This window comes from Burkholderia sp. MSMB1498 (assembly GCF_001526245.1).
Classification (GTDB): Bacteria; Pseudomonadota; Gammaproteobacteria; order Burkholderiales; family Burkholderiaceae; genus Burkholderia; species Burkholderia savannae.
This window is the reverse complement of sequence record NZ_LOYJ01000111.1, coordinates 100,117-116,272: the sequence shown is the minus strand read 5'-3', so window position 1 is coordinate 116,272 and position 16,156 is coordinate 100,117. Positions and strand designations below refer to the sequence as shown.

The 16,156-nt window shown below is 66.1% G+C and carries 20 protein-coding genes, 1 tRNA gene and 1 riboswitch; of the genes, 9 read left to right on the top strand and 12 right to left on the bottom strand.

Going from position 1 to position 16,156, the window contains the following annotated elements; genetic code table 11:
* Both WS91_RS25565 and WS91_RS25560 read left to right on the top strand, forming a co-directional pair.
* Entirely contained in the window at positions 1–1,134 is a 1,134-nt protein-coding gene (locus WS91_RS25565) for an aminotransferase class V-fold PLP-dependent enzyme (protein ID WP_038753378.1), read from the top strand.
* A 100-nt stretch (positions 1,135–1,234) separates the two neighbouring features.
* Positions 1,235–2,152, top strand: a complete 918-nt coding sequence (locus tag WS91_RS25560; protein WP_059583508.1) for a DMT family transporter — start codon at positions 1,235–1,237, stop codon at positions 2,150–2,152.
* A 723-nt stretch (positions 2,153–2,875) separates the two neighbouring features.
* Here WS91_RS25560 and WS91_RS25555 read toward each other — a convergent pair.
* The 9 genes from WS91_RS25555 to WS91_RS25515 all read right to left on the bottom strand — a co-directional run bounded on the left by WS91_RS25555 (position 2,876) and on the right by WS91_RS25515 (position 9,371).
* Positions 2,876–2,951: transfer RNA gene (locus WS91_RS25555), tRNA-Lys, on the bottom strand.
* A 69-nt stretch (positions 2,952–3,020) separates the two neighbouring features.
* Positions 3,021–3,770, bottom strand: coding sequence for a tol-pal system protein YbgF (gene ybgF / locus WS91_RS25550; protein ID WP_038753380.1), 750 nt, complete (start codon positions 3,768–3,770; stop codon positions 3,021–3,023).
* A gap of 19 nt (positions 3,771–3,789) precedes the next feature.
* Positions 3,790–4,302, bottom strand: coding sequence for a peptidoglycan-associated lipoprotein Pal (pal, locus tag WS91_RS25545; RefSeq protein ID WP_038753381.1), 513 nt, complete (start codon positions 4,300–4,302; stop codon positions 3,790–3,792).
* 17 nt (positions 4,303–4,319) lie between these two features.
* On the bottom strand, positions 4,320–5,621 hold the full coding sequence (gene tolB, locus WS91_RS25540; RefSeq protein ID WP_038753382.1) for a Tol-Pal system beta propeller repeat protein TolB: 1,302 nt from the start codon (positions 5,619–5,621) through the stop codon (positions 4,320–4,322).
* A gap of 96 nt (positions 5,622–5,717) precedes the next feature.
* Positions 5,718–6,716: a cell envelope integrity protein TolA gene (gene tolA / locus WS91_RS25535; RefSeq protein ID WP_059671263.1), complete on the bottom strand. Its 999-nt coding sequence runs from the start codon at positions 6,714–6,716 to the stop codon at positions 5,718–5,720.
* Positions 6,713–7,162, bottom strand: coding sequence for a protein TolR (gene tolR, locus WS91_RS25530; protein WP_038753384.1), 450 nt, complete (start codon positions 7,160–7,162; stop codon positions 6,713–6,715). The genes tolA and tolR overlap by 4 nt, the downstream gene beginning before the upstream one ends.
* Positions 7,163–7,172: 10 nt before the next feature.
* Complete coding sequence (gene tolQ / locus WS91_RS25525; protein ID WP_006025431.1) at positions 7,173–7,850, bottom strand: protein TolQ; 678 nt, start codon at positions 7,848–7,850, stop codon at positions 7,173–7,175.
* Between the two features lie 189 nt (positions 7,851–8,039).
* The gene (ybgC, locus tag WS91_RS25520) at positions 8,040–8,522 is read right to left on the bottom strand and encodes a tol-pal system-associated acyl-CoA thioesterase (RefSeq protein WP_038753385.1); all 483 of its coding nucleotides are present in this window, start codon (positions 8,520–8,522) and stop codon (positions 8,040–8,042) included.
* Positions 8,523–8,624: 102 nt separating this feature from the next.
* Positions 8,625–9,371 carry an SDR family NAD(P)-dependent oxidoreductase gene (locus tag WS91_RS25515; RefSeq protein ID WP_038753386.1) on the bottom strand — a complete coding sequence of 249 codons (747 nt, stop codon included), beginning with the start codon at positions 9,369–9,371 and terminating at the stop codon, positions 8,625–8,627.
* 207 nt (positions 9,372–9,578) lie between these two features.
* Positions 9,579–9,679, top strand: a riboswitch (ZMP/ZTP riboswitch).
* Between the two features lie 142 nt (positions 9,680–9,821).
* On the opposite strand from WS91_RS25515, the gene glyA reads away from it, so the two are divergent.
* From glyA to WS91_RS25480, 7 genes are all read left to right on the top strand, one after another.
* Positions 9,822–11,069 carry a serine hydroxymethyltransferase gene (glyA, locus tag WS91_RS25510; protein ID WP_059671262.1) on the top strand — a complete coding sequence of 416 codons (1,248 nt, stop codon included), beginning with the start codon at positions 9,822–9,824 and terminating at the stop codon, positions 11,067–11,069.
* A 6-nt stretch (positions 11,070–11,075) separates the two neighbouring features.
* Complete coding sequence (nrdR, locus tag WS91_RS25505) at positions 11,076–11,555, top strand: transcriptional regulator NrdR (RefSeq protein WP_038753389.1); 480 nt, start codon at positions 11,076–11,078, stop codon at positions 11,553–11,555.
* A 185-nt stretch (positions 11,556–11,740) separates the two neighbouring features.
* Positions 11,741–12,301: a GspH/FimT family protein gene (locus WS91_RS25500; RefSeq protein WP_038753390.1), complete on the top strand. Its 561-nt coding sequence runs from the start codon at positions 11,741–11,743 to the stop codon at positions 12,299–12,301.
* On the top strand, positions 12,298–12,708 hold the full coding sequence (locus WS91_RS37620) for a type IV pilus modification PilV family protein (RefSeq protein ID WP_081990026.1): 411 nt from the start codon (positions 12,298–12,300) through the stop codon (positions 12,706–12,708). Before WS91_RS25500 ends, WS91_RS37620 begins: the two co-directional genes overlap by 4 nt.
* On the top strand, positions 12,705–13,490 hold the full coding sequence (locus WS91_RS25490; protein WP_059671261.1) for a type IV pilus assembly protein: 786 nt from the start codon (positions 12,705–12,707) through the stop codon (positions 13,488–13,490). Before WS91_RS37620 ends, WS91_RS25490 begins: the two co-directional genes overlap by 4 nt.
* Entirely contained in the window at positions 13,487–14,086 is a 600-nt protein-coding gene (locus tag WS91_RS25485) for a pilus assembly protein (RefSeq protein WP_059671260.1), read from the top strand. Before WS91_RS25490 ends, WS91_RS25485 begins: the two co-directional genes overlap by 4 nt.
* An 18-nt stretch (positions 14,087–14,104) precedes the next feature.
* Positions 14,105–14,557, top strand: a complete 453-nt coding sequence (locus tag WS91_RS25480; RefSeq protein ID WP_059583514.1) for a type IV pilin protein — start codon at positions 14,105–14,107, stop codon at positions 14,555–14,557.
* A 33-nt stretch (positions 14,558–14,590) separates the two neighbouring features.
* Here the strand turns inward: WS91_RS25480 and WS91_RS25475 are convergent, their stop codons facing one another.
* From WS91_RS25475 to WS91_RS25465, 3 genes are all read right to left on the bottom strand, one after another.
* Complete coding sequence (locus tag WS91_RS25475) at positions 14,591–15,007, bottom strand: DUF3318 domain-containing protein (RefSeq protein ID WP_038753394.1); 417 nt, start codon at positions 15,005–15,007, stop codon at positions 14,591–14,593.
* A 115-nt stretch (positions 15,008–15,122) separates the two neighbouring features.
* Complete coding sequence (locus tag WS91_RS25470) at positions 15,123–15,512, bottom strand: phage holin family protein (RefSeq protein WP_038753395.1); 390 nt, start codon at positions 15,510–15,512, stop codon at positions 15,123–15,125.
* A gap of 114 nt (positions 15,513–15,626) precedes the next feature.
* Positions 15,627–15,929 carry a DUF883 family protein gene (locus tag WS91_RS25465; protein WP_038753396.1) on the bottom strand — a complete coding sequence of 101 codons (303 nt, stop codon included), beginning with the start codon at positions 15,927–15,929 and terminating at the stop codon, positions 15,627–15,629.
* Positions 15,930–16,156 lie beyond the last annotated feature (227 nt).

Below are 16,156 nucleotides of genomic sequence, written 5' to 3'. Positions count from 1 at the left end.
ATGCGCCCGATTCACTTCAATACAGCGGGCGCGGGGCTCGCGTCGCCGGCGGTGATTCGCGCGATGACAGCCTATTTGAACGCTGAATTCGAGCACGGTGCATATGAGGCGGAACGCATGCACGCCGAGGCGCTCGATGCGGTGCGAACCGGTCTGGCGTGGCTGCTGAACGCGCCGTCGAGCAGGAACGTCGCGCTCTTCGACAGCGGCACGCGGGCGTGGCTGACGTGCGTGAATGCCATCACCGGATGGCGCGGCCGCGGCAAGGTGTGGACCACGCCGTACGAATACGCGGGCAATCTGCTCGCGTTGCAGATGCTGTGCGCGCGGCATGCGCTCGAAATGGAGGTCGTGCCGCTGCTCGAGAACGGCGATCTCGACCTGGAATGGATCGAAGCGCACGCGGACGACGCGCTGTGCCTCGCGAGCGTGGTCCACGTTCCGTCGGGTTGCGGCATCGTGCTGCCGGTCGAGCGGATCGGGCGCATCCTTCGCGGCGCGAGTCCGCACGCGCTTTACGCGGTCGATGCGTGCCAGTCCGCTGGTCAGCTCGACACCGATTTCCAGCGAATCGGCTGCGACCTGCTGACGGCCGCGGGCCGCAAGTTTCTGCGCGGCCCGCGGGGCACCGGCTTTGCAATCGTGTCGCAGCGCTGGCTCGATCGATTGGGCGAACATCCGATCGACCTGCACGCGGCGGAAGTGCTGGCGTGCGATCGGCACCGGTTGCACGACGATAGCGCGCGTCGGCTCGAGCTGAGCGAAATGCACTTGGCGGCGTTGATGGGCCTGAAGGTCGCCGTCGACGAGGCGCGCGGCCGGGATCTCGACCCGGCGCGGCAGATCTACGCGGCGCTTTGCGAGCGGCTCGCTGATCGGGACGACGTGGCGTTGCTTCATCCGGGATCGGTTCACAGCGGAATCGTGAGTTTCGTGCATCGAGATCGGACGCCCATCGAAGTCGTTAATCATTTAAGATCGCATCGGATCAATGCGTGGAAAATCGCGGGCGGTCATACGCCGCTTTATCTGGGTGCGCGCGGTTTCGATTCGGCCATTCGGTTGTCCGCGCATTGCACGAACGCGATGTCGGATATCGACGATCTCGAGCGGGCGCTTTCCAGTTGGGCGTGACGCGCACGCTGCTTCGGCGTATCGGGGGGCGCATCATTCACCGAAACGGCATCGATATATAAAAGAATTTCACTCGTCGCATCAAGGGGACACCGAACTGATGGAAATAAACGGACGCCTGGACGGTCGGGCCTTTTCGGCTATCGGCATTGCATTGTTGACGTGGTCTTCGTCGTATGCCGCTATTGCATACTGTCTGGGCGCATTTACGCCTAGCGAGATCGCATTTTCGCGATTGTTGGTCGCTTCGATCAGTTTTGCGGCGTTATGGGCCGTCAAGCGCTTCTCGTTGCCGGCCGCGCGGGATCTGCCGAAAATCGCCGTGCTCGGCATTCTCGGATTGACGGTCTATCACCTTTGTCTTGCCTACGCGGAGACGCGCATTCCGAGCGGCACGGCGGCGATGCTCATCGCGCTGTCGCCGGGGGCGACCGCGCTGCTGTCCGCGATCTGGCTGCGCGAGTCGATCAGCCTGATCAAGGCGACGGGCTTCGCGATCGCGCTCGTGGGCGTAGCGTTGGTCGTCGTCACGAGCGGGCAGGGCTTCAGGATGGAGCCGGCCGCGCTGTGGGTGCTCGTCAGCGTTGCGGGCCTCGCGCTCTATACGGTCGGACTCAAGCCGATTCTCGCTCGCGTGGGATCGCTCGGCGTGACGGCGACTGCGTTCGCCGCGGCGACCATTGCCGCCGTGCCGTTCGGCGCGCCGCATCTCGCCGCCGCGATCGGCGACGCGTCGCATGCACGCCTCGCCGCGTTGGCGTGGCTCGGTATCGCGCCGACGTTCGTCGGATACATCGCGTGGAATTTCGCGCTGCGGCGCGCGCCTGCATCGCAAGTCACGAGTTTTCTGTATCTGTCTCCACCGCTTTCGATTCTGATCAGCTGGATCTGGCTTGGCGAAAAGCCTCTGTTGATCACGCTATTGGGCGGCGGCGTCACGTTGATCGGCGTCGCATTGGTCAATGCGCGCGGCAACATCGGCAAGGCGGCGGGCGTTCAGCCGTCGAGAAGCGCGTGAATCCGTCGGCGCGCAATTCGCATTGTTCGCATTGATCGACTGAAATCGAATCGCGTCGCGTCGATGGGCGGGCCGCCGCGTAGGCGCCCGCGCAACGACCGAACGGCAGTCACGCCATGGGGGGCTCATGAATGTGAATCGATTCGTTTGGATCGGCGTAGCCTTGATCGAAGGCGGGCTGATTGCATTAGCGCTGGCCGCGGCTGCGTGCATCATACGCTGGGCGACGTTTGCGGCCGAGACGATGTGAGCGGAAACGGCGGGTTGGTTGCGCGGGAAGGGGGCTTCGTTCGAGTGTAACTGTCCGGCGTGCGAAAGCTGTGCATTTCTCGTTCGGTGGCGCGTGTTGCTTCGGCGTGCCGCTGCCTGCCGCCGAAGTGAATCGAGGCGACGGCGCGCGCATCCGTTGAGGCTGCCTGACGGCGCAAGGCCGAAAGGCAATTCTTGAACCGTTGTCGTCGACGTGAATGGAACGTGCGCTGGCGGCGCGCGGGCGTACTTCGAGCGCTGAGCGCAAACCGGACGCACGAGGATGCGCTCGGGTGGCGGGATGGCCGGGTGGGGGATTGTCGCGCCGAGTGATGCGACGCGGTGCGACGCGACGCAGTGCGATGAGCGCGTAACGAACGAAGCCAAGTACGTCGACTTCATCGTCGCCGCCGAAATTCGACTTGCCGCAGATGCGAAAAGGGCCTGGCGCGAACGCCAAGCCCTTGATGTCTTTGGTAGGCCGTACTGGATTCGAACCAGTGACCAACGGATTAAAAGTCCGCTGCTCTACCAGCTGAGCTAACGACCCAAAAGAGGCAAAATTATAGCGGCCGCCTCGTGAGCTTGTCAACTCGCCGATTGGCCGCGCCGTTCGCCGTCACTTGATCGCATCCAGCTTGCTCTGCGCCGTTTCCGCCGCGTTCGAGCCGGGGAACTGCGACACGACCTGCTCGAACGTCTTCTTCGCGGCCGCCTTCTGGCCTTGCTCGAGCTGGTTGGTGCCGATCGCGATCAGCGCATCCGCCGCGCGGGGATGCTGCGGATAGTTCTTCACGAGGCCTTGCCACGTCGCCGTCGATCCCTTGTAATCGCGCAGCGCGTACTGTGCGTTGCCGAGCCAGTACTGCGCGGTCGGCTGATAGGGGCTTTGCGGATATTTGGCGATGAACGCGCGGAACGAAGCCGCTGCGCCCTTGAAGTTGCCGTTGCGGAATTGCTGCGACGCTGCGTTGAACGCGTCCGTTTCCCCTGGCTGCACCGTGCCCTCGACGCCGTCCACCGTCGTCTTCTGCGGCTCGAATTTCTTGAGGCGCGTATCGAGATCAGCGTAGTAATCCTTCTGCTGACGCTCGAGCGTTGTCAGACGGTTCGTCAGATCCTCGTTCTCGCCGCGTAGCGTCGCGACCTGCTGGTTCAATTGGTCGAGGCGGTTCGTCTGATCGAGGATCGTGCGTTGAGCGGCGGCGAGCTGGCTCGCCAGGCTGTCGGACTTGCTGCGCAAGTCGAGCACCGCACGGCGGGCTTCGTCGTCGTCGAAGAGGCCCGCGTGCGCCGGCGCGGCCGCGAGGGCCGCACCTGCCACGCACAGCGCGACGGCCGTGCGCAGCCAAGAAGGACGGTGCGTCATACAGCGATTCTTCCGTTACTTACTGTTGATAGACGAGGTCTGCGCGGCGGTTCTGCGCCCACGACGCTTCGTCGTGGCCGAGCGCGACCGGCTTTTCCTTGCCGAGGCTCACGGCTTCCATCTGCGAATCCGCGACGCCGAGCAGCGACAGCGCGCGACGCACGGCTTCCGCGCGCTTCTGGCCGAGCGCGAGGTTGTACTCGCTCGTGCCGCGCTCGTCGGTGTTGCCCTGGATCAGGATGTGGCGCTGCGGATGGCTCTTCAGGTATTGCGCGTGTTGCTGCAGCAGCGACTGGTACTGGTCCTGCACCGAGTAGCTGTCGAAATCGAAGTAGACGCTGCGCTTCGCGAGCGGGCTGTTCGGATCGTTCAGCGGGTCCACGGTCACTTGCGCGACGTTTTCGGGGTTCGGCTGCGTGCTGACCGCGCCGCCCTGGTTCGCGTGCTCGTCGAGCTTCACGCCCGACTTACATGCGGCGAGCGCGCCGATCATCAGCACCGCGAACGCCAGACGAAGTTTCTTCGACATCATGGTTACTCTCCTGTTGGTCATTGCATGAAGGGCCCCCAGGACGGCTCGCGAATCGCGCCGCCCTGAACGGACAAGATCTGCGGCGGCGCGCTGCCGTCGGACGGAACGGCAGCCAGCACGCTGCGGCCCCCCGATTGCGTAGCGTACAGAATGTACTGGCCGTTCGCCGCGAAGCTCGGCGATTCGTCGCGCGTCGTGTTGGTGACGGCGTTCGCCGCACCCGTTTGCAGATCTTGAACGTACAACTTGAAGCCCCCGCCGGTGCGCGAGATGTACGCGAGCAGCTTGCCGTCCGGGCTGACGCGCGGACTCGTATTGTAGCTGCCGGTAAACGTCACGCGCTGAGCGGTGCCGGCGCTCTCGCCTTCGGCGGGCATCCGGTAGATTTGCGGCGCGCCGCCGCGATCGCTCGTGAAATAGATCCACTTGCCGTCGGGGGAGTAGAACGGCTCGGTGTCGATCGAGCCGCTGCGCGTCAGGCGGCGCAGCCCGGTGCCCGTCGCGCTGACGGAATAAATCTGCGTGTTGCCCGTGAGCGACAGCGCAACGGCGAGCGTCTGGCCGTCGGGCGACCACGCGGGCGCGCTGTTGTTGCCTTTCTGGTTCGAGATCACGTAGCGGCGGCCCGTCGGCAGATCATGGATGTACACGACCGGCTTCTTCAACTCGAACGACACGTACGCGACCTTCGTCCCGCTCGGCGACCACGCGGGCGAGATGATCGGCTCCTTGCTCGTCAGCGCGGGGATCGCGTTCTGGCCGTCCGAATCGGAGATCAGCAGCTTGTAGACGTTGCCCGTGCGCTGCACGTACGACAGGCGCGTGTTGAAGACGCCGCGCACGCCGAGCAGCTTCTGGTAGATGTAGTCGGCGATCTTGTGGCCCGTCTTGCGCATCCCCTCGTTGTCGTTCGACGTCGTGAGCGACAGGCCGCCGAGGCTTTGCTGCTTGACGGTGTCGTAGAGGATGAAGTTGACCTTGTACTGGCCGCTCGGCTCGCGGTTCACGCTGCCCGCGACGAACGCATTCGCGCCTTTCGCCTTCCACGCGCCGAAATCGACCGACGCCGTCTCCGGCACGGGCGTGCTGCCCGCGTCGACGTTGGAGAACTTGCCGCTTCTCGCGAGGTCGGCGCGCACGATCGACGTGACCTGCTGCGGCAGGCTCGCTTCATTGACGAAATTCGCGGTGGCGATCGGAAACTGGGTGGAGCCGACGCCCGTGATCAGTACGTTCACCTGCGCGTGGGCGGTGCTGCCCGCGGCAATCAGACACGAGGCCACGAGTGCCCTGAAACCTAGCTTCGTCATCAAACTCATGCTTCCTGTTCCCGTATGTACGCTGCGCAACCGCAGAGACTCAAAAATACCCGATTCGTTCCCGGCGCGACGGCGGGAGTGTACGCGCAAACGCGCTCATTCCGCCGCCTTGAAGGTAATCGTAATCTCGGACGGGGTACGACCGTTGGTATCGGGCGGCAACGGCACCGACGCCTGGATCGCGCTGATCACCGCCTGATCCCACCCCGAATTTCCGCTCGACCGGCGGATCGACGCGCTGAGCACGTCGCCCGACGGCGTGCAGCGGATCGCGACGACGGTCACGAGACCGTCGCGCTCACCCGCCCACACGATGTTCGGTTTCACGCGCCGGCGAACCTTGTCCGCATAGCCGGGCGACGCCGCATTGCCGCCCGAGCCCGTGCCCGTGCCGCTCTTCGCGAGGCCTTCGCCGCCGCCCGAGCCGCCGCCCGCCATGCCTTGCAACTGCGCGAGGCGGGCCTGGCGCTCCTTGTCGAGCTTCGCCTTCGCGGAGGCGTTCGCCTTGGCGGCCGCGGCGGCCTTCGCCGTTTTCTCGGCCTCGGCCTTCTTCTGCGCGGCGAGTTGTTCCTGTTTTTTCTGCTGTTCGAGCTTCTGTTGCTCGAGCTTTTGCTGTTCGAGTTTGCGCTGCTGCTCGGCGAGCTGCTGTTGCCTGAGCTTCTCGGTCTGCTTCTCGCGCTCGGCAGCCTTTTGTGCGGCGAGCTGGGCAGCCTGCTGCGCGGCGAGTTGCTGCGCCTTCAGCTGCTGCTGGCGGCGTTGCTCCTCGAGCTGCGCTTCGCGCGCGGCCGCGGCCTGCTGCTCGCGCCGTTTCTGCTGCAATGCGATGTCCGCCTCCTCGTTCTTCACGGGCGGCGGAGGAGGGGCGACTTTCGCGGGCGGCATAGGCGCGGGCTGCGGCGTCGACGTGTCCGGCACCGACGTCCACAGCTCCGCTTCCGCGCCCGCCGGCGTGCTGTTCTGCCATTGGACGCCGTGGTACAGAAAGAGCGCGAGCAGCACGTGCATCAGCGCGGCAAGCAGGAACGCGCGGCCTGTGCCGCGCTCGCGCGGCGGCCGAGGCGGATAGGCGGCGGTGCGCGACTGGCGAGGCTTCATTGCGACTTGACGAGGAGACCGACGCGCTTCACGCCGCGCGCCTTCAAATCGGACATCACGGTCATCACGGCGTCATATTGAACCGTCTTGTCGGCCGCGATCACGACCGGCTGATCCGGGTGGTCGGCCTGGCGCGACGCGATGAAGCTGTCGAGTTCGGCCTTCGTCACCGTGTCTTCCTGCGACGCGCCCGACTCGCCCTTGTAGCGCACGCTGATCTTGCCGTCGGCGCGGATGTTGACGACGACGGGCGGCGTCTGCTCCTGGGGCGCGGCGTTGCCGACGGTCGGCAGATTGACGATCGACGGCGCGACGAGGGGCGCAGTCACCATGAAGATGACGAGCAGCACGAGCATCACGTCGATGTAGGGCACGACGTTGATGTCGGCCATCGAGCGGCGCGAGCGGCCGCCGCGCATGCTGGAACGAATGGGGGTGCCGGCCATCGCGTGCTCCTTATTGCGCCTGGCGCTGCAGGATGTTCGAGAATTCTTCGATGAACGTTTCGAAGCGGATCGCGAGGCGGTCGATGTCGTGTGCGTAGCGGTTGTACGCGACGACGGCGGGAATCGCGGCGAACAGGCCGATCGCGGTCGCGACGAGCGCTTCGGCGATGCCCGGCGCGACGTTCGCGAGCGTCGCCTGCTGAACGTTCGCGAGGCCGCGGAACGAGTTCATGATCCCCCAGACCGTGCCGAACAGACCGATGTACGGGCTCACCGAGCCGACGGACGCGAGGAACGACAGGTTCGACTCGAGCACGTCCATTTCACGCTGGAATGATGCGCGCATTGCGCGCCGCGCGCCATCCAGGAGCAGCGCGGGGTCGTTCAGGCGCTTCTCCTTCGCCTTCAGGAATTCACGCATCCCAGATTCGAAGATCCGCTCGAGCGCGCCGATCGTATGACGGTTGTTCGCGGCGCTCTGGTACAGCGCCTGCAGGTCGCCGCCCGACCAGAAATCGCGCTCGAAGCGTTCGGTTTGCGCGCGGGCGCGGCGGATCGCGAACCACTTGCGGAAGATGAACGTCCACGACATCAGCGACAGGACGAGGAGGAGCCCCATCACCGCCTGGGCGAGCACGCTCGCGTTGAGGACGAGGGAAATGATCGACAGGTCTTGAGAAGTGTTCATAGAGATTTGTGTAACGTCCCTTCGGGGAGGCCTGGCCAGGTACGCCCGGCCGGCGCGCTCCGGCGGCGTTCGGCAAGATGCTCGACCGAGCGCGCCACGCGCCGGCGGCGCATCGCCGGAAGCTTTTCGCCGAACCTTGCTTAGTGGCGGATCACGGGGTCGAGTTCATCGGCTCAGTCTAAACGGCACTCACGCGCACGCCGTTGACACGGCTCGCCGGCCGCTTGCGGACGGTCCACGCTCGAGCGCGACGCGAACGGAGGGCGGGATGGCGGCCGGCTTGAACGTCGAGCGGTCGACGCAGCCGATTCGCACGTCCGCGGCGACGAGCAGCGTGCCGTCTCGCCACGCCTGCTGTTCGAATTCCACCGTCGCGCGGCCGAGCCGCGAGATTTTGCAGACGATTCCGAGCGCGTCGTCGAGCCGCGCAGGGGCGCGGTAGTCCAGCTCCGCGCGGCGGACGATGAAGATCGTGTCCGTTTCGTCGGCGATCCGGCTCTGGTCGATGCCGCACGCGCGCAGCCACTCGGTGCGCGCGCGCTCGAAGAACTTCAGGTAGTTCGCGTAGTAGACCACGCCGCCGGCGTCGGTATCTTCGTAGTAGACGCGGACCGGCCACGCGAAGTCGGGCGCCGCGTCGGGCTGTCGGCTGGGTTCAGTCATGGCGCGCATTCTACCGGAACGGACGTTCGCGATTTCCCTGATTCGTAACGGAATGTTGCCTTTTGCGGGGCCGCCCGGCAGGCTGCGCGGGCGGTCCGGCGGGGAGCGGGCTCAGCCGCGATGGACGGTCAGTCCGGCGGGCGCCTGCGCGACGGGCATCATCTCGATCGTGTTGATGTTCACGTGCGCGGGGCGGGTGGCGACCCAATAGATCGTGTCCGCGATGTCCTCGGCGGTGAGCGGCTGGACGTTCGCATAGACGCTCGCGGCTTTCGTGTCGTCGCCGCGGTAGCGCACGTTCGAAAACTCGGTGCCGCCGCAGAGACCCGGCTCGATATCGGTGACGCGCAGCGGCGTGCCGATCAGGTCGGCGCGCAGGTTCAGGCTGAACTGGCGTACGAACGCCTTGGTCGCGCCGTAGACGTTGCCGCCCGGGTACGGATAGCTGCCCGCGACGGAGCCAAGGTTGAAGATGTGGCCGCGGCCGCGCTCGACCATGCCGGGCAGCAGCGTGCGCGTGACCGTGACGAGGCCCGAGCAGTTGGTGTCGATCATCGTCTGCCATTCGTCGAGGCTGGCTCTGTGCGCCGGCTCGACGCCTAGCGCGAGGCCCGCATTGTTGACGAGGACATCGATCGCGGCGAATTCCGCGGGCAGCGCGGCCGGCACGGCTTCGACGGCCGCGCGGTCGCGCACGTCGAGTTCGATCGGCAACAGGGCGCCGCCGAGCTCGGCGGCGAGCGCGTCGAGGCGGTCCTTGCGGCGCGCGGTGGCGACGACGCGGTGGCCGCCATTGACGAAGGCGCGGGCGATGGCGGCACCGAAACCTGCCGACGCGCCGGTGACGAACACGATCATTGCTGCTGCTCCTTGAACGAGGCTTGCTGGGGAGAACTCGCTAGCCTACTGGCATCGCGGCGGTGCGGCAAGGCGCGGCGGCGCTCGCCCGCGACGCATTCCCGGGAATGCCCGGCCGGATGCGCGATAGATTTGTCCCTTAATATGGTTGGGCGGCGCCGGGCGCGGTTGCCTATTCATGGCGCATCCAATAAACTAACGCGCTCAATGTCCCTGCGTGACTGGCGATAAGGCCTTTCGAGGTCAAGGTGGAGCGTCCCACCGTGAAGCGCAGGGCGTCGCTTTTGCCGTTCGCCTGGGCAGCCGTTGTGCGCCGCGTTGCGCGCTTTGCCGGTGGCTGTCCTGCCTCGCGTTCCACGGAATCCTCCGCCACGTCGAGCCGGCTGCGCCGCCGGCTGCGCGACGCATTCGGCCACTTCGGTCAACCTGTACACACTTAACGGAAACCGTATGTTTGACAGAGCCCAAAGCACCATTGCGAACGTCGATCCCGAGATCTGGCAAGCGATCCAGCAGGAAAACGTCCGCCAGGAAGAGCACATCGAGCTGATTGCGTCGGAAAACTACACGAGCCCGGCCGTGATGGCGGCGCAAGGCTCGCAGCTCACGAACAAGTACGCGGAAGGCTATCCCGGCAAGCGCTACTACGGCGGCTGCGAATACGTCGATATCGTCGAGCAGCTCGCGATCGAGCGCGTGAAGGCGCTGTTCGGCGCCGAAGCCGCGAACGTGCAGCCTAATTCGGGTTCGCAGGCGAACCAGGGCGTGTTCTTCGCGATGCTCAAGCCGGGCGACACGATCATGGGCATGAGCCTCGCGCACGGCGGCCACCTGACGCACGGCTCCCCCGTCAACATGTCGGGCAAGTGGTTCAACGTCGTCAGCTACGGCCTGAACGAAAACGAAGACATCGATTACGAAGCCGCCGAGAAGCTCGCGCACGAGCACAAGCCGAAGTTGATCGTCGCGGGCGCGTCGGCGTTCGCGCTGAAGATCGATTTCGAGCGTCTCGCGAAGATCGCGAAGGCGGTCGGCGCGTACCTGATGGTCGACATGGCGCACTACGCGGGCCTGATCGCTGCGGGCGTCTACCCGAACCCGGTGCCGCACGCCGATTTCGTCACGACCACGACCCACAAGAGCCTGCGCGGCCCGCGCGGCGGCGTGATCCTGATGAAGGCCGAGTACGAGAAGCCGATCAATTCGGCGATCTTCCCGGGCATTCAGGGCGGTCCGCTGATGCACGTGATCGCCGCGAAGGCGGTCGCGTTCAAGGAAGCGCTGTCGCCGGAATTCAAGGAATACCAGCAGAAGGTGGTCGAGAACGCGCGCGTGCTGGCCGAGACGCTCGTCAAGCGCGGTCTGCGCATCGTGTCGGGGCGCACCGAGAGCCACGTGATGCTCGTCGACCTGCGTGCGAAGAACATTACCGGCAAGGCGGCGGAAGCGGCGCTCGGCAATGCGCACATCACCGTCAACAAGAACGCGATCCCGAACGATCCGGAAAAGCCGTTCGTGACGAGCGGCATCCGCCTCGGCTCGCCGGCGATGACGACGCGCGGCTTCGGCACGCAGGAAGCCGAACTCGTCGGCAACCTGATCGCCGATGTGCTCGAGAATCCGGAGGACGCGGCGACGATCGAGCGCGTGCGCGTGCAGGTCGCCGACCTCGCGAAGCGTTTCCCGGTCTATCGCTGATCGGCCATGCGCTGCCCGTTCTGCCGGCACGACGATACGCAAGTGGTGGATTCGCGCGTGTCGGAAGACGGCGCCGCGATCCGCCGGCGTCGCCGCTGCTCGGCCTGCGACAAGCGTTTCACGACGTACGAGCGGGTCGAGCTGGCGTTGCCGGCCGTCGTGAAGAAGGACGGCAGCCGCACCGAATTCGACCGTCGCAAGATCGTCGCGAGCATGCAATTGGCGCTGCGCAAGCGCCCGGTTGCGGCCGATGCGATCGATGCGGCGGTTGCCCGAATCGAATATCAGCTGCTCGCGTCCGGCGAGCGCGAAATACGCAGCGAAAAGCTCGGCGAACTCGTGATGAACGAGTTGCGCCAGCTCGACACGATCGCCTATGTGCGTTTCGCGTCCGTCTACCGCCGGTTCGAAGACGTGTCCGAGTTCGCGGACGTGATCGAGGAATTCCGCCGCACGGCGCCCGCGAAGCCGCCGCGCAAGCGCTGAGCTCGCGCATTCCGTTTTCCGTCTCGTTTCCCATTCCATACGTTTCTCCCGCGTAGCACGCGGTGTTCGTGCTCGTCAGGGCGATTGTCGTGCGTCCGGCCGCAATGTGCGACTCGGCCATTCGGCAGATGGCGCCCGTTCGTCGGCCCCGGTAGAGTCGGCGCATCGGATTCACGGAGCGGGCGATGCGAGCGGAAGGTTGCGGGCGAGCGACGGCGGGTTTCATGCTCGTCGAATTGATGGTCGTGCTCGTGCTGGTTGCACTTGTTGCGACGTTGGCCGCGCCAACGTTCGCCGGCGCGCGCATGCGCGACCGGATCGACGCACGTGCGCGCGTGTTCGGCGCATCGCTCGCGTATGCGCGAGGGGAGGCGGTCAGGCTCGGCATGCGCGTCATGCTGTGCCGCAGCGACGCTGCCGCGAGATGCATCGCGGCGGGGCGGCCGTGCGACGACGGAGCGACCGACTGGTCGTGCGGCTGGGCCGTGGCCGTCGCGGACGGCGAGCGTGGAACGCGCGTCTTGCGACGCATTGTGCGCGACGCTCAGGTGGCCGTGACGGGCGCGGGCGGCGACGTCGTATTTACGCCGCCTGCGGGCCAAGTGATCGGCGGCTTCCGGAGTTTCGAGTTCGCGCCGAGCGATGCGTCTGACGCGTGGCGCGGCGACCGTTGGCGACGCTGTTTGCGGATCGCGGCAGGCGGTCGCGTACGGCTTTCCGAGGGCGGTTGCGGAGCGTCGACATGATGCGATTTCGGCCGATGCGCGGGAGCTCGTTGCTCGAGGTGGCGATCGCATGCGCGCTGCTCGCGATCGCGGCGCTTGGCGTAATCGCCGCTTTTCTCGCGACGATACGCGGCGAACGCGACGCCGCGGCGCGCGAGCAGGCGATGCTCGTCGCCGATTCGTGGGCGGAGATGGCGCGAGCCGGCGGGCCGTCGGGCGTCGATTGGGACCTGTCGATGTCACGTTTGCGTCACGGGAGGCTCGTCGCGACGAGCGGAGGCGCCGGCACTGCTAGCGTGCGCGTCGAATGGCAACGCTCCGGAGCGGTTGCGGTGGAGCCGTTGCGTTGTGAAGGCGATGTTGCGGCTTCGCGTGACGGTGATAGGCAATGCGTGACGCTCGCGTATGCATTGACGGAGCGCTCATGATGCGAGCGGCGCGTTGGCGTGCCCACACGCTGATCGAGGTGATGATCGCAATGGCGCTCGGCTTGCTGATCCTGCTGGCCGCGATCTCGCTCTATCGCGTGCAGCGGGCCGCCTATGCAACGGCGGCAGAGGCCGCGCGGTTGCGCGACGCTGCACAGGCATCGCTCGCGCTGATTGCCCAGCAGATCCAGATCGCGGGCTTCGTGCCGCTCGACGCGCACGATGCGCTGCCCGTGCAGGGGCTGTTCGGCTGTGTCGCGGGAAGGCCTGTCGGAGCCGACGGGCAACTCGCATGCGATCCGCTCGCGAACGGCTCCGACGGCCTCGTCGTCCGCTACGTCGGTGACGGCAATTCCACTTGGCCGACGACGAGCGGCCAAGCGACGGACTGTCTCGGCCAGGGCGTCGGCGCCGCCGACGGAAAGCCGGTGATCGTCAATCGCTTCTACGCGCGCGTCAGCACATCGACGGGCGAGCCGGAGCTGTACTGCGAGGGCAGTGGTAGGCCCGGCATTGCACAGCCGCTTGTCGAGGGCGTCGAGCGCTTGCGTTTGCGCTACCGGCTGAGCGGTGCAGTGCAGTGGACCGATGCGTCGGCTTTGACCGCCGCGGATTGGGCGCATGTGGCCGCCGTGGCCGTTTGCGTGCAAGTGCGGGGCATGCGCACGGGGCGACTCGTGCGTTACGTCGATTGCGAAGGGCGAACGGCGAGCGCGCAGGACACGCGCACGAGGTTCTCGGTGCGACGGTATGTTGCCGTTCGCAATCGAGAAAGCGCATGATGCGTTTCGCAGCCGTGCTTCGGGCAAAACGCGTGCGGATCGTTCGCCGCCATTCGGTGCGGCGCGAAGCGGCGTGGCGGCGCGAGCGCGCAACGCGCGGCTCGCCCGGTGTTGCGCTGCCAGGTGTACTTGCCGTAACGGCTTCGTTGATCGTGATGTCGTCCGCGTGGTTCGAGATTGCGAAGACGGAAATTCGGCGCACGACGAACGTCGCGAGTCGAGCGATTGCATTTCGCGCAGCGGACGCCGCGCTCGAGGCGTGCGCCGATGCGCTGTCGAGCGGTACGGCGCCATTCGCCCCCGCGGGAGGCGATGCGACGACGGCACGCGAGCCGGATGGGTGGCGGCAACCGGGCGCGTTCGACGGCGGCGGCGCGTTCAGGCCATACGCCGGATGGCCGGGCGCGGCGCAGGCGCCGAGCTGCGTGATCGAAGCGTGGAAGCTGCCGGGTCGTCCCAACGCGCGCGCATACCTCGTGACCGCGCGTGGCGTGGGTGCGATGAAGGATACGGTCGAGTGGCTGCAACTGCAGGTTGCGATCGACAGCAGTCGCATCGAACGCCGTTGGCGCCGGGTTGTGGGACGGCCGGCATAGATGGAGAGGGAAGCGGTAATGAAGTATGTTGAACGCAGTTCGCATTTGCGCGGTTTCACGCTGATCGAAGTGATCGTCGCACTTGCGATCGTGGCCGTGCTGGCGGCGCTTGCGGTGCCGTCGTATCGCGGCCATGTCGAACGCGGGAACCGGTTGAGCGCGATTGCCGCGCTGTATCGCGCCGCGCAGTATGTCGACGCGTTCGGCGAGGGGGCGCCCGCCACATTGCCGGAAGAAATGAACCGGGTGCCCGATTCGGACAACGCCGTCTATGCGTTGCGGATCATGTTCGACGGCGCGCGTGGTGGTTATGCGCTGGAGGCGAGCCCGACCGCCAATGGTGCGATGCGGGACGACCGCTGCGGAGCCTATGTGCTGCACGCGGACGGCACGCGCGAGAATCGCGTGGCCGGAGCGAATGCTGCCGGCCGGGATATGCCGAACGCCGACGCTTGTTGGCGAACGGGTTAGGCGCGATTCGGCCCGAGGCTCGACCGATTGCGGCTACGCACGCCGATCGCGCGGCGCCGGCGCGTCGGATGGGGCGGATGAGTCGTCGCTGCTCTTCGCCTGCCTCCAGATCTGATACGCCTCCCACACCGCGAAGCCGACGGCACCCCATTTGAGTGCGGGGCGCGCGCTTGCCCGCAGCAGCGCCCGCATGGGCTTCGCCAGCACGACGGATGCGAGCGAGCTCAACAACGGATACTGGCTGACGAGCGCGCCGAGCGTCGCGTTCACGTTCCTCGCCGACTTGCCGAGCGAGCCGCCCGACACGCCGGGCACGAGGAACTTCAGCCACTTGAAATGCGTGACGGACTGGCGCAGCTCGGCGCCCGCCTGTGCGAGTTCCAGGCGCTCGACGTCGGAGCGCAGGATCAGCAGTTCCTTGCGTAGCGCGCGGTACTGGGCCGCGCTCATGTGCCGCTTCTGCGAAGCGGTGCGGAATCGTTGTTCCGGAGCGGAGTAACTCATGGCGCGTCGACGGGAGATTGGCGAGAAGAAGAAGGGCGCGGCGAGGAGCGCGGCCGCGCGTTCACGACTTGCCGCGGAACAGCTCGCGGTCCTTTTCCAGTTCGTTCAGCGTCGCCTCGAACACGACGGGCGCATTGCGTAGTCCCGAGCGCGCCTTCAGTCCGCAGAAGAGCGCGCCGAGCGCGTAGAGCGCGGTGATGACGGCGAGCGACTGCCAGCGGTAGGTGTCCCAGAACGCGATCGTGACGAGCACCGTGAGGCTGATGAGTGCCATCGTCGCGAGCATCATTGCGGCGAGTCCGAGGAAGAGCACGCCCATCAGGCGCTCCTTCTCCTCGGCGAGCTCGATGCCGACGAGTTCCAGCCGGGTCTGCAGGAGCGCGAACACGGAGCCGAGCAGGCGGCGCAGCGGTCCGTGCGCGGACTGATGCGATGAGGTTTCTGTCGTCATGGATGAAGCGCTTGCGCGCGGAGAACGGCCGGCGCCGCGACGGGCCGGAGCGCGTAATCCCGGCGGCGCGCCCGTGCGCGCCGCCGGGGCTGTCTCTCGCGTTGGCGCGCCGCGTTACTTGCGATTGATCAAGAGGCCGACCAGCACGCCGACGCCGGCCGCGATGCCGATCGACGTCCACGGATGCTCGTGCACGTAATCGTCGGTGGCGCGCGCCGCCTTCTTGCCTTTTTCGACCACGACCACCTGAACGTCGGCCGCCTTCTCCTTCGCCTGCTTCAGGCGCGTGAGCGCCTTCTCGCGCAGCTCGGTCGCACGGTCGCCCGTGCTGCTCGCGGCCTGCTTCAGCAGGTCTTCCGCGTCCGCGAGAACAGTTTTGATATCCGACATCAGTTTCTCCTTGTTGACTTCAGACATTGCGACTCCCTTCTTGCCGAGGCGGGTTGTCCTACGCACATCGTAGCGAAACCCGTGCCTGCGGGCGAGCGCGGCGGCTCAGCGTACAGGCGGCGCAAGATCGCGCTTGTGTAGCATGGTAAACGACTTGCAATGACAATAGAGAGCCGATCCGGAACGAAAAAGTTTCCGGGATTGTCAAACGCCTTTCGGCAAGAATGACGAAAAGGCATGAATATCTGACGGAA